Source organism: Dokdonia pacifica, assembly GCF_900188275.1.
Classification (GTDB): Bacteria; Bacteroidota; Bacteroidia; order Flavobacteriales; family Flavobacteriaceae; genus Dokdonia; species Dokdonia pacifica.
Map to the genome: position 1 here is coordinate 80153 of NZ_FZNY01000001.1, position 13424 is coordinate 93576.

The 13424-nt window shown below is 33.8% G+C and carries 16 protein-coding genes and 1 tRNA gene; 10 read left to right on the top strand and 7 right to left on the bottom strand.

Translation table 11 applies throughout. The annotated features are described in order from the left end of the window. The first annotated feature begins 66 nt into the window (after window positions 1–66). From CHB80_RS00355 to CHB80_RS00385, 7 genes are all read left to right on the top strand, one after another. Entirely contained in the window at window positions 67–1509 is a 1443-nt protein-coding gene (locus CHB80_RS00355; RefSeq protein WP_089369453.1) for a type IV secretory system conjugative DNA transfer family protein, read from the top strand. Then, complete coding sequence (locus tag CHB80_RS00360) at window positions 1496–1861, top strand: hypothetical protein (protein ID WP_089369454.1); 366 nt, start codon at window positions 1496–1498, stop codon at window positions 1859–1861. Before CHB80_RS00355 ends, CHB80_RS00360 begins: the two co-directional genes overlap by 14 nt. A 48-nt stretch (window positions 1862–1909) precedes the next feature. Next, window positions 1910–2302 carry a hypothetical protein gene (locus tag CHB80_RS00365; RefSeq protein WP_089369455.1) on the top strand — a complete coding sequence of 131 codons (393 nt, stop codon included), beginning with the start codon at window positions 1910–1912 and terminating at the stop codon, window positions 2300–2302. A gap of 20 nt (window positions 2303–2322) precedes the next feature. Next, window positions 2323–2997, top strand: a complete 675-nt coding sequence (locus CHB80_RS00370) for an amidohydrolase family protein (protein WP_089369456.1) — start codon at window positions 2323–2325, stop codon at window positions 2995–2997. 73 nt (window positions 2998–3070) lie between these two features. Next, complete coding sequence (locus tag CHB80_RS00375; RefSeq protein WP_089369457.1) at window positions 3071–3430, top strand: hypothetical protein; 360 nt, start codon at window positions 3071–3073, stop codon at window positions 3428–3430. Beyond that, window positions 3405–4253, top strand: coding sequence for a relaxase/mobilization nuclease domain-containing protein (locus CHB80_RS00380; protein ID WP_089369458.1), 849 nt, complete (start codon window positions 3405–3407; stop codon window positions 4251–4253). The genes CHB80_RS00375 and CHB80_RS00380 overlap by 26 nt, the downstream gene beginning before the upstream one ends. 30 nt (window positions 4254–4283) lie before the next feature. Further along, on the top strand, window positions 4284–4946 hold the full coding sequence (locus CHB80_RS00385; RefSeq protein ID WP_089369459.1) for a hypothetical protein: 663 nt from the start codon (window positions 4284–4286) through the stop codon (window positions 4944–4946). A 234-nt stretch (window positions 4947–5180) separates the two neighbouring features. Here the strand turns inward: CHB80_RS00385 and CHB80_RS00390 are convergent, their stop codons facing one another. Next, complete coding sequence (locus CHB80_RS00390; RefSeq protein WP_089369460.1) at window positions 5181–5654, bottom strand: hypothetical protein; 474 nt, start codon at window positions 5652–5654, stop codon at window positions 5181–5183. An 11-nt stretch (window positions 5655–5665) separates the two neighbouring features. Then, the gene (locus tag CHB80_RS00395) at window positions 5666–6127 is read right to left on the bottom strand and encodes a hypothetical protein (RefSeq protein WP_089369461.1); all 462 of its coding nucleotides are present in this window, start codon (window positions 6125–6127) and stop codon (window positions 5666–5668) included. Between the two features lie 142 nt (window positions 6128–6269). Between CHB80_RS00395 and CHB80_RS00400 the strand changes: the two genes are divergently transcribed. After that, window positions 6270–6524, top strand: a complete 255-nt coding sequence (locus tag CHB80_RS00400; protein ID WP_089369462.1) for a hypothetical protein — start codon at window positions 6270–6272, stop codon at window positions 6522–6524. Window positions 6525–6702: 178 nt separating this feature from the next. On the opposite strand, the gene CHB80_RS00405 is transcribed toward CHB80_RS00400, so the two are convergent. From CHB80_RS00405 to CHB80_RS00420, 4 genes are all read right to left on the bottom strand, one after another. Next, window positions 6703–6775, bottom strand: a tRNA-Met gene (locus CHB80_RS00405). A 119-nt stretch (window positions 6776–6894) separates the two neighbouring features. After that, complete coding sequence (locus CHB80_RS00410; protein ID WP_089369463.1) at window positions 6895–7257, bottom strand: SpoIIAA family protein; 363 nt, start codon at window positions 7255–7257, stop codon at window positions 6895–6897. A 46-nt stretch (window positions 7258–7303) separates the two neighbouring features. Further along, window positions 7304–7660, bottom strand: coding sequence for a SpoIIAA family protein (locus CHB80_RS00415; protein WP_089369464.1), 357 nt, complete (start codon window positions 7658–7660; stop codon window positions 7304–7306). 105 nt (window positions 7661–7765) lie between these two features. After that, window positions 7766–9775 (bottom strand): putative porin, encoded by a 2010-nt coding sequence (locus tag CHB80_RS00420; protein ID WP_229746890.1) that lies wholly within the window; start codon window positions 9773–9775, stop codon window positions 7766–7768. 21 nt (window positions 9776–9796) lie between these two features. Here CHB80_RS00420 and CHB80_RS00425 point away from each other — a divergent pair, with 21 nt between their 5' ends. Then, complete coding sequence (locus tag CHB80_RS00425) at window positions 9797–10441, top strand: ribonuclease HII (RefSeq protein WP_089369465.1); 645 nt, start codon at window positions 9797–9799, stop codon at window positions 10439–10441. 18 nt (window positions 10442–10459) lie between these two features. On the opposite strand, the gene CHB80_RS00430 is transcribed toward CHB80_RS00425, so the two are convergent. Then, entirely contained in the window at window positions 10460–10750 is a 291-nt protein-coding gene (locus CHB80_RS00430; RefSeq protein ID WP_089369466.1) for a hypothetical protein, read from the bottom strand. A 174-nt stretch (window positions 10751–10924) separates the two neighbouring features. Between CHB80_RS00430 and CHB80_RS00435 the strand changes: the two genes are divergently transcribed. Continuing rightward, complete coding sequence (locus CHB80_RS00435; protein WP_143337018.1) at window positions 10925–13399, top strand: hypothetical protein; 2475 nt, start codon at window positions 10925–10927, stop codon at window positions 13397–13399. The last annotated feature ends 25 nt before the right edge of the window (window positions 13400–13424 follow it).

The following is a 13424-nucleotide window of genomic DNA, read 5'->3' on the forward strand; positions in this document are numbered from 1 at the left end:
CCGAAGCAGTATGTAAAATAGCTTCAAAGAGTTTACAAAAGGTATTGGAATAATAATTTAATAGTAATGAAAATGTTTACCGAAATAATTTCTGATCTTACCGAAGATTTTGCTGATGGTGTTATGTCATTAGGAAAACGAGACCATAGTCTTAATGCATCTTTCGGTAAAAAATCTCAACTTTTCTCTTCCAAGCACCATGCATTTAGTATTGGAGTAGGAAACAATTTGAGTACCGAACAAGCTCATTCCCATTTGATGTGCATGGCGCCGTCTGGTGTCGGAAAAACGAGTTCTGTAATTTTTCCCAGTATCATAAATATTGCACAGTCTTCAGAAGGGGCGTCGATGGTTATTGGTGATCCAAAACGAGAGTTTGAACCTATCGAACCTTTTCTAAAGTCTTGTGGGTATAAAGTGTACGCACTTGATTTTCTGTATCCTGAAAAATCAATTGATTTTAATCCTTTAACTAGAGCCGCTTCATCAAGTGAACTCTATATCATCATTGATATGTTGGTAAATAAGAATGGGAAGCGTAACGACTCTGATTACTGGACACAGCAGAGCATTAAAACTATTTTTGACTTTGCAGATTTTCTGAAAACACATACCGACCCCAAATATCACAACATAGCAAATATTGCTTATCTGCTTGAAAATATGATCGGAGAAGAACAAACCATTCGTACGCTCTTTGCCACAGAAAGTAATCCAGATATTTGGCGACGTTTCAAAACGCTTGCAGGGAACGCTTCTGATCGAACAAAAAGTAGTATTCTGAGTTCTGCTATTGGAGCTTTGTCTTTTATATCAATGTCAGAGGATTTATGTGACATAACCAGTGTTGATAGCTTTGATTTTTCACGATTAAAATCCGAGAAAATTGTATTGTTTCTACGCTGTCCGTTACAGAATCAAGGAGTGTATAATACGATTTTTGGCATCTTCTACAAACAGCTCTTTGACTACTTATACAAAGAGATTCCACAAGAATATGACCGTAAGATATTTGTCATCATAGATGAACTTGCAAATATTCCTTTACCTGATTTTGCAAATGTCATAAGTACGGCACGTAGCTTTTTTGGCATATTAGGCATACTCCAATCTGAGAATCAATTGTATGAGAAGTATGGGGAATGGAATGCTAAAACGATACTTAACAACTGTTGTCGCGCCTACTTTACAGGGCTTACCGATGAGTGCCAACGCCTTCAAGAATCATTAGGATCATACACGTATAAGGACAAAGACAAAGCAGAACGTACCCGCTATCTCATGGCGGCACAGGAACTACGAACGATGCCTCGTGATCAGGTATTAGTGATGCCTAATGGTGGTTTGAAACCAATTTTACTGAAAGGCATTAAACCGTGGTATAAAATGTCAAAATATGTTGAATATATGAATATGACTGACGTTGAAAATCCATTTAGTAGAGAATCCAACGGCCGTCATCAAACAGAATATCTCCCCCTAGAATCTTATCGAAATGAAAACAACTAAAAATACATTTAGACGAGGACTTGAATTCGCTCTTGATATAATCGGAGATATTGTGCCTATGGGTATCGGGATGAGAAGCCCTTCCATATTACTTGAGAGGGCAGAGCTATTTTTGAGTAAAAAATCACAACAACTCGAATTATTTATAGCAAAGAAATTACAACGTCAGCATGCCAAAGAAATATTTCAAGAAGAAATTAAAAAACGCTCACAATTTCCATCCCACCCTATGAAGAAACAAAAAACACTTGAAAAAAGATTAAGTAAGGAAGATGTAATTAACAGGTTGGCAGAGATAGAAAGAGATATATATCAAAGAGAACGGAGCAATACGATTAAACACGAACGATAACTTAATATTATTAACCCGTCTGTTGGTGCAGACATAAAACCAAATACTATGAAACCTTTAATAACACGTAAAACTGTAGGAACCTATTTACGCCAAACCTATGCACTAAACGAACAGCAGCTTTTTGACAATAAATTTGTTAGTCAAGAAATGAGAAATGAGATTCTTACTAATCTTTTAGAGGAATTTAGTTCTTCTTTTTATGGAAACGGAAAACTCATAGCCAGAGACCCTTTTACGAAAAAGGATATTAGTCTTACTACACCTGACTTTGATACCATCAACACTATGGATTCTGTAATGAAACTTCTGTCAGATACTCACAAACAGAGAATGGAAACCATTGATCGTTATCGTAAACAGCATCTACAAAGTCTTGAGCGAACTAAGGAATTAGAAATAGAAGAAAAGAAACAAACTGATATTACTATCGAACGATAAGGTGATATACTAACTTAAATATGAACACAGATGACATCTATACAAAAGACAAAGAGCGTATCACCTCTCTTATCAAAGAACACTATGTTTCACTAGAGAGCTTTTTTACCCACCCAGTTGATAAACAAGGTCTTCTTATGATTTCAGTGTTTGCTGATTTTGTAGGAGACCTTAAATTTCAAAGTGAATTAGCAGAAAAACAATTACAACAGGTTGAAATCTATGTAAGGAGTAATGATACACATTTAGAACGTATGGATACTTTTAAGACTATTATCCAAGAACTCCGACATGAATTCATACAACGACATCCTCAAAAAGCACTAGACCATATAACAAGAATAGAGGTTTCCGATTTTATTGAATCAGCTTTTGAAATTACTGACCCCGAAAGTCTTTTGTATAATACTGAACTTAATCAAGATGTTATTAATCACATTTTCCAAGTCTATACAGGACACAGATATGACAACGAAATACAAGGATTACTAACCCATATTGCTGGATTTAAGGAGATAGAAATTGGTTATCCAAATCAACTCCTTGAAAGCAGTGAATCTTTCGATGACCTTATCAAGATGATGAAGGAAGCAATAAGGAAAACACAGCTTACTATAGAAAATCATCCTAAACGTATTGAAGAGTTACAGAATAGACTTAACAAACAAGAACAAGGAGAAGACATTGAGCAATAACAATACAACATATAATAACCTACAGGAATATCTTGAATTTCGATGCAGTAATTCCGAAACAGTCAGCGAAGAATTGCTTAAACAAATCAAGCAGGACTATCGTAAAATCTATCTCTCTCAATATCATAAACAATATCGGAAACAGTATATTCAGATTAGTTTTCGTATTGATAAAAAACAGTATCAAGAATTTGAACAACAAGCACAACAACACAATATTCCTGTTACTACCTATATCAAACGTATTGCTACCCAAGATCGAAATATCTCAAACACAACAAACATAGCCTCAATAGTAGTTATCATATTAGAGGTTATTGATCTGCTTGAAGAAGCCATATATGAAGATACTATAATAGACAAGCGGCAACTATTATCACTCATACAACAGTGTCAAACCTTACTTGATGATAGTAAAAGCCCTGTCTCATAAAAGTACTAGCGTATCTGCTATTAGAAAGCTTGTACAGTACGTCAGCAATCCAGAAAAGATGCAAGACAACTATTACGGCAGAAAACCTCTTATGGTAAAGCAGTATCTCCAAAGTTATGATACAGAAAAATGGGTACAATCTTTTAAATCTAATGATGATAACAGAACCTTTAACCACACAAAACGTACCGTCCTCAGGCACGAAATTATCAGTTTTTCCTCACAAAGTAATCCACTTATTTCTCGCGAAACTCTTCAAGTCTTTGCAAAATATTATTTAAAGAACAGAATGACCAAGCCAACAATGGGAATCGGGGTAGTACATTATGATTCTTCACCACATATTCATTTTGTGATTGCAGGAGTTGCGTTGGACTCTACAGCCACGAGGGTGAGTCGCCAGCAGTTCAAATCCTTTAAAATCCAATTGCAAAATTTCCAGCAAGAACACTATCCAGAACTATCACATTCAATTGTTGAGCATACCAAACCTAAAACACTCGAATTAAAATTAACGTATCAAGAAGAGCGTATGAAAGACAATGGCAAAGTGTCTTACAAAGAAAAGTTGTCATGCAAAGTAATGCAATTAGCTAAAGGGTGCGTAAGTCTTAGTGAGCTAGAAACAAAGCTTAAAGAACAATCATTACATCCATATCACAGACGAGGATTATTAACGGGTGTATGGCTAGGAAACAGGAAATTCAGATTGGCCACTCTTGGTGTAGGAAAAGAACATCTTAAAAAGATGACCTTAGAGCAGAAGCGATTGGATACAATATCCCAAAATAAGCAAATTAAGAATAGAGGATTGGAGCGATAAGAATTATATTTACCTGAAAATGTATAGAATATGACTTCAATTGTGCTTAACCCTCTTCTTGCGATTCTGTCAGTTATAATACTTTGGAAAATTTTAGCGTGGTTCTATAAAAAACAGAATTATAATCAAACAAATTATAAAAGATTAGAATATTATTGGGTGTTTGCAGGAATGATTGGTCTAATTACACTGGTATCGGGCAATAATATTAATCACACAAAAAGAGAAATTAACTCATTAAATCGTGAAATTAATTTGACACACCGTAATATTCTACTTTCTATGGACAATAATAGTAATTGCTGGACATATTCAAGGACATCAAATTCACCAATAGATATAGAGGATCGTCAGGAAGATAAAGATGCCTATTGCATTTGGAGTCAAAAGATGGTTATCTCTATAAATCAATATAAGAAAAAGGAATATGAGCACTTCGATAAAGTAGATATTGAAAAATTAGTGTTTAAAACTGATCAAGTAATAGAAAATTATAATGAAGATCTCCAGAGAATTGTAGCACTTCAAGATCTGATAAAAGTAAGGAAGGATAAAAATGAAAAGATTGGTCTATATATTACCATTGGTCAAATTTTGGATGTCTTAGGTGCTTTCTGTTTAATTGTTGCTTTTGCAATTCGTCTTTCGATTATCACTTATAATGTTAAAGAGAGTAAAAAAATCTTTGGGTAGTTTTTACAACGGGGATTCCAAAGGTCTCCTTTGGCAAGATCGCAAGTTTTACATATAACGATAGTGTTTGTAGTAACTTGCAATCTTGCTCTCAGTGTCTTAAAAGCTTAGAGCGACTTGAAACACTGGGGCAATTTGTCCAAAAAAGAATGACTTTGGACAAATCAAAAATGTCTTTAAATATGTAAATGGTAAACATAGATAAAGACATTTTGGTTAAAGGACATTGAATTATTATTCAATAGATTCCGTAGCATAGTTGATTATAAAATTCTCTCTATACTGTTTTAAACAATCTGTTTGATGACCATAACTATTCGTAGATGATTCACGTCCTGTTACAGCTATTAAATACCATTTATCATCAGTACTTTTATTAAATACAAAAGTGAGCTTGTCTTTTTGTTTATTACTATCTCTTCTTTTACCTATATGAAGGTTTTCGATATAGCGTATTGTTACCTTAACAGTAGCTTGGTTTTCATTAACCATCTGTACTACGCCAATAGTATCAATAGTAACTTCATTTATCTGATAGTTATATTTCCAAATCTTTCCATACGGTTTGTATTCAATAGAGTGTTTAAAATAGCTGTTATCTTCAATTTTTTGTTGCATCCAGTTTTCAACGGTTTCTTGTTTAAGTGTGTTAGATGAACAGCTAAGGAATAAGGGGAGAAAGACAATTAAATAGATTACATTTTTCATAATACGGTTATTTATATTTTTTCGATTGATGTAGCTACAAATTCAATAATTTTTATACCGTTGAGATGGTATTTCTGTACTCGGGTGCCACCACGTAACTGAATCTTATCGCCACGTTTTAAATTGAATATGATATCACTTTGATCCTTTGGAAGAAATACATAATCTCCTAGTTGTCCTCCACCAAAAGGAGCGTCTTTTGGTGTGCCTCCTATAGGTAGTACTTGAAATACAACATGATCTTTAGGAATTTTGGTCGCTTGGTTACGTGCCTTACCAGCATTATAAAATTCTACTTCGGTAACGATATCCGCTTCAATGTAATCCGTAGCGTATGCAGGATTTACCACCTTTGAATAATTGACGGTAGTACCCGCAGGAACACTTGCTGTAGCTTTTAGTGTCTTTGTAGTTATACAGCTAGTAAGTGAAAAAGCAAAAAGCAGTAAAAGGATGTAGTTAAATGTTTTCATAAATCTATGTTTTTGAGTTACTAATGAAGCAAACATAAGAAATGTATTATAAATAATACACTATATATAGTCCATTATTTATAACGTAACGTATAAAGTACGAAAAACTAATCTTTGTTGCCTAACAACTAACGACATAGCTATGGCAAAACAAGTAAAGATTCAAAAAGAACTTGATCCTCGAATAATTGAGATTGGGAGGCGATTGGAAGCAATACGTAAAGAAGCTGGCTATACCTCTTATGAGAATTTTGCTATTGATAAAGGTATTCCGCGAATGCTGTACTGGAGATTAGAGAAGGGAACTAACTTTACTATTACAAGTCTTCTGAGGGTTCTAGATGCACATAGCATGAATCTTACAGACTTTTTTAAGGGTTTAGGAGAGGAAAAATAACACGATATTCTCTTAATGTATAATTTGGCTTAATATGGTTTCATTTAATTAAAAGTATTTTATTTCCTTTTCAAAATGCACCATTTGAAGCTAAGTTAAATTGCCATTTGTTTTACCTATGTTTTACCCATTCCATAAAAAAAGCCTTCACATTTTTGTGAAGGCTTGATTTTCCTAGTAGCGGGAACTGGACTCGAACCAGTGACCTTCGGGTTATGAGCCCGACGAGCTGCCTACTGCTCTATCCCGCGATATTGGACGGCAAATATACAACCGTTTTTTGAGTTAGAAACAATTTTTCAATAAAAATTTACTATTCCTGCAAAAAAAATAGATCAACTATAAAATTCAAGAAATTAATGGCTGTGTATTAGCTATTTATCGCTGCAATCCAAGAAATAGCAGCGATGCGATCTTTAACAGGAAAATATTTGAGTTTAGCGCCTATAAGGGTATTATCTATAGCAGCCAATGCATGAATCCATTTTCGGTCGGTGACTAAGGCAATTTTATGAAAACGCTTTGCATACTCTAATGGGAAAAGAGCTCCTATAGCAGCAGCACTTAATGAAAAATGCTCAATATTACTATCTTCTAGATATAGATTGATCTTATCATGAGTTTCAAACTTCTCTAAAATCTGAGAGCGTAATTCCATGATAGCTTCTTTATCCATAGTACCTTCTATGAGGTATCCTACAGTATTATCTGCAAAACTAAAATCTGCTAGCATTTTTCTTAGGGGCGAAAATTAATAGGTAGTAATATACGAATTAGAATTAACTTTTTGAAACCCATTGCATAGCCTCTACTCTTTTTTCTGAAGTATAGTTACGTATTTCGCCACTTATAAACTGATTATTAATAGCAGATAGCAAATGTATCCATGACCTATCTGTCACCATCGCAACCCTATTAAATCGTTTATGATGTTGTAAAGGAAAAATAATACCTACAATAACGGAGTACAATGTAAAATACTCGACACCTCTATCCTCCAGATACACATTAATACGGTTATGAATTTCTAATTTACGTTCTATTTGATGGCGCAATGCTTCAATAGTAGTAGCATCCATAGGACCGTCAAATACATACGCAATTGTATTATCTGCTAAATCATAATCTAAAACCATAGACAGTAAAACTAAAAAAAAACTAAAAAATTGTTTAGCTAATTAGTAAAAAATTAGCTTTTAGGAGACTAAAAATTCAACAATTATAGATAATGACTAAGATTATTATAAAAAGAAATTCCAAACAATACCAAATCTCACATTAAAATCACGGTAGGGATATCCAGGAGCACTAAAGAAATCATTTCCTGTAAAACCACTATTTAAATGCTCTGCTTTAAAGAATATTCTGGTTTGGCGCACCTTCATATTTACAAAGAAATCTACCAAAGGAAAACCGCCTATCTCCTGTTCATTTTGCACATAAAACTCTGCAAGAACAGGGTCATATGAATTCAAATAATATTCTGTAAAATATTGAACGGTAAATCCTGTTTGTAAGAACAATGCTTTTTTAAACAGTCTATCAGTAAAATATAAACTCCCACGAGTTAGAATATCAGGTGTATTCAATATATTTTCTTGTCCGCTTACGTTTTGAAACGTCACTGTTGCATCTAGGCCAAACTTACCCACCTTTACTTCTCTGTTTGCTGTAATCTTAAGGTGATTTATGGTTTCATTAGTTTGAAAAGAGTTTACAAGGCCATCTGTCGCATCGATTCCAAAATAGGTATAGTTAGAAATCGTACTTGCAGAAGCGTCTAGATTAATCCATTTATTAGCCTCTAATCGTGCAGATAGTGTATTGGTTTGTACATTATCATATATAGGAGCATTATGCCAATTGTAATTTATATAATTACTCTGATATAATAGATGATTATATCCTGCAGGTCTAGAATTGCTTAGTATACTAGCCGAAAACACTTTATCAGGAGCAATGTCATATGAAGCTTTTCCAAAGATATTAAACCCATCAAAATCACCTGTAATATTCACCTGAGCATTTCCTTCTATGTTTATTTTTCCAATGGTATTTTTATACCCTCCTCCTACAGCAATAATCGTCCCTTGTAATCTATTAGGAATACGTTCTTCTATACCATCTCCATTCGTATCCTGTATCAGAACAGAATTATACCCGTAATTATAATACGTAGCATTTGCTTGAAACTTAAGCTCCCCTAAATTCTTATCGTTATATACTGCAAATAGCTCATTATATGTTTCTTCATTATTTGTTCTATCTCTAAAGTTAGATTGCTGAAACGCCTCGCCAAAAATAGCATTAGCAGCATCCTGTCTATATTCATAAAACTTATCGTCGCTATTAAAAACATGCCCTATTTTAAGAGCGTAATCTGTAATACTATCTTTTTTTCCTAATAATTTATAATGATGATTTACATATACACGTGTTCCATCCAGAATATTTTCGGCATCTTCAAAATTTACTAAAAGTCTAGATCTATCATTAAACTGATTATCATTACTAGTAAACTGCTCTATAGCCTGTTCTTGCAATCCGCCATTTTCTTGATTTAATAAATCTTGAGCTACCCAATGTGCATTAATTCGGTATCTATCATTTTTTGTCCTGTAACTTCCTGCTAATCTAAAATTACCTGTACTGGTTAATGCGTTTTGATATTTCCCTAGACTTCGCAACCCTTTATATGCAACAGAAAAGTTAAGTCTTGGCGATGTATTAATTGTAAAAAAAGCATCTAGCTGTTGTCCTTGTTCAAAAGCACTTCTAAAGTATAACTCGGTAACTGGTGTAGGCAAATAGTAGTATTTAATATCTTCTACTTCTAGATAATTAAAATGTCTAGATTGCGCCACACTATTTGGAAGTGTAGATTGCTTATCAAAATGATACACCAGCGTATTATGCCCCTGTCCTGTATTTGCAAATGGCAATAACCCATAACGATCCTTACGCAAGTAATTGAACTTATAATCTTTTGCTATGGTAAGAGAAGTATCTACAGTAACCGTATCATTTTTAATAGAGACAATCTTATAATCTTCAATAGGAGGTCTTACAAAATCTGCAACCTTATTATTACTTATAGTGCCTTGCGCACCTCCTGTAGTACCTGTACTCTGTCTTCCTAGAGTAGGGAATTGAGCGTATACAGACGAAGTAATAAGTATAAAAAATAAAATGACAAATGCCTTCATATCTAATTTTGAAGAGCCAAAGTTAATTTTTTTAAGCGTAATCACGTATTTTACAACTCTAAAACGATGTTAAAGCTTAAATTTCATCCTGATCTTATAGAATGTGGCACCGACGAAGCGGGCCGCGGATGCCTTGCTGGCCCGGTTACTGCTGCAGCTGTCATACTACCTGATCATTTTAAAAATGAGATTCTTACCGACTCAAAACAGCTCTCTGAAAGTAAAAGAGAGAGACTCAAACCTATTATTGAGCAAGAAGCGATTGCTTTTGGAGTAGCGCATATTATGATGGAAGAGATTGATCAAATTAATATTTTAAATGCTTCCATCGCCGGGATGCACCGTAGTATTGATAACATGATACATACGCTTTCGCGAAAGCGTATACCACAACACATTCTTGTAGACGGAAATAAATTTAAGCCTTACCCTGATATTCCGCATACTTGTGTGATTAAAGGGGACGCAAAATACCTTCCTATTGCGGCGGCTTCAGTACTGGCAAAAACGGAAAGGGATCACTTTATGGAACGTATCCATGAAGAATATCCCATGTACAATTGGAAAAAAAATAAAGGATATCCCACCAAAGAACATCGTGAAGCCATCAGGAAATATGGCATTACCAAATACCATCGTAAAAGTTTTAGACTCCTTCCAGAGCAATATGAGATCGATTTTGATTTAAAAATGAATCGAAAGACTTCTTAATAGCTTTACTCCTTGATATTATCGAGATATTGAAAAAATTCTATATAACAATCGAACGATTACAAAAATTGTAACTAGTACGAATAATACATTTTTAAACGTCACTTTTGAATCAGATCCATTAGACCATTGCGATGCTTCGTCTCTTTCTTTTTGCTTATTTTCTGCCGCAACGTCTCTCTCATAATCTTTACAAAACATATCAAAACTTGGTTTCTCATTTGTAAGTCCACAAAGCAAACCTTGTTGAAAATCCATTTTTTTATGTACACATACTTTACAATATTGTAATTTTTCTTCCTGAGTCATCTTTAAACTATTTATTCAAGGAATATACGACTTCTCATACAAGCATTCGTAATTGTAAGGAAAACCCTACTATTTTAGAGATAGTGTTGTTAAAAACCCCGTAGATAACTCCTCTAAGTAATCGCTTATTTCTTTTATACAAGTCCTTACATTTGAGTAAAGGGATTTATACGTATGAAACGATTTTTTTTAATTGCAATTATTTTATGTTTTATGGGTTGCGAGCAAGAGCAATCTACTGCTACCTCTACACTTACAAAATACATCCCCCGTAAAGCAAGTGTTATTGTAAAGACCACAGATCTTAAAGGGCTACAGTCTGCTATTAAAAACAATGATCTCATTCAAGCTTTTGCTTCTACCCGATATCAAGATTTTTTAAAGAGTACTACCCCATTATTAAAGGATATCAGATCAAAAAAGGAAACTTTAATTTGTTATACGCAAATAGGAAATAACACCTATGATGTGAGCATTATCACCAAGGCAACACCCAATGTTTTCACTCCAGACAGCACTAAAATAACACAAACCAAATTAGACAACACCTCACCTTCCATTACAAAAATACAAGCAGCTGAAGCTACATTTTACACACTAGAAATAGAGGGGGTATTTATGGTCAGCACTTCTCAATTATTGTTAGAAAATACACTTAGAGAACAAGAAGACACCGCTATTGCAACCGATAAAGATTTTATTACAGCGTATAATGCAACTAGTAATGCAACGGCAAGTATCCTTATGAAAGGAAGCGAAATGGATGATGTATGGACTACCTTATATCCAAAAACAGAAGACCATCCGTTGCGAAATGCTTTTTCCTGGTCGTTAGGAGATTTAAACATTTCTCAAAATGACATTAAAGTAAATGGTGTTACGCTCTCTAAAGACTCTACAGAACAACGTTTACTCATATTCAAAAACACAAAACCTGTTGCTAATACAATAGATCAAATCACGCCTATTAGTGCACAAAGTGTGACTGCTATTTCTTATGATAATTGGAGTACTTACAAAAATAACTTAGCTGATCTTCGTAAAATAGATCCCTTAAAATTTGAAATAAAATCAGAAGACCTCTTACGTACTTTTGATGAGATAGGGAGTATACAGTTAGATGCAGGAATAGTAATTGCGGCACATTCATTAGATCCTACACTTACAGAAGAGGCCATCGCTTCTCAAAAAGAAGAAGAAACTATCTATAGACAGGTTCCTATATATAGCTTTAAAGAAAAGGGGCTATTTACAAAAACATATGAATCTATTATTAAAACTCCTTCAGTACAACGATACTGTATCTTAGATAATTTTTATGTTTTTGCAGCACAGCAAGAGCTACTGGAAACTATTATTGCAAACTATCAAAATAATGCCACATTAATAAATTCTGAGGCTTATAAAAACACAAAATCTCAACTAAGTAACGCTTCTAGTTTACTTAGAATAACCAACACAGAAAAAATCCCTTATGCAAACTTGGTATCTGAAAGTGATGAAAAGGTTTTTAAAAAAACTGCCATTACTGATTATCCATTTGCAGCCTTACAGCTTATACAAGATACCAACTTTATGCATCTGAATGCTGTGATAAACAAAAATGAAAACACACAAAAAGATGGTGCTATTACTCAAATAGCGAGTACAAAACTTGAAAAGGCAATTGCAAGCACACCACAGCTTGTCAAAAATCACCGAACTAAAGGTGTGGATGTTCTTTTACAAGATGAATCAAATACATTACACTTACTAAGCAATAGCGGAAAACTACTATGGCAAAAAGAACTTGACGGCCCCATTTTAGGAGATGTTCAGCAAGTAGATCTCTATCGTAATGGAAGATTACAACTAGCCTTTGTAACTCCAAAAACATTTTACATCTTAGATCGTAACGGTAATGAAGTAAAACCTTTCCCAGTAAGTTTTAATGAAGTTATTACACAGCCATTAGCTGTATTTGACTATGAAAAAAATCGAAAATATCGCTTTATCATCACACAAGGAGATCAATTACAGATGTTTGATAAAGAGGCGAAAATTGTGAAAGGTTTTGGCTTTACGAATACAGACAGTGAGATTATCTATCCTCCAACACATATCCAAATAAGCAATAAAGATTATATTGTTATTGCAGAAAACAGTGGGAAACTTCACATCTTAAGTCGCACAGGAAAATCTCGAATCGAAGTAAAAGAATCCATTCTATTTGGAGACACTCCTATTTTTAAAGAAAAAAATACATTTGCAACCCATGATATCAATGGAGGTAAAATAAGCATCAACACTAGTGGTAAGCTAACACGAGTTCAAAGTGATAATACAACAAACACTATTGTAAACACCTTTGGAAATACGATGACCTCTTTATTAGAAAATAAATTAATCATTAATAACAAGGTCATAGAATTAGAATATGGCACGTATACAACTCCTGAAATTTTTAAAGTAGGTAAACAACTATTCATTACACTTACCAATACAGAAACGAGTCAGGTATTGTGTTTTAATGAGAATGGAAAACCTATAGAAAACTTCCCTGTATATGGAATTGGTCCCGCACATTTTGACTATTTAGAACGCAATAAAAATGTAGGGTTTGTAACACAAGGAGATACGAATAGTATTCTGATCTATCAGATTAATTAATTTATTTGTACTTTAATGTAAATTA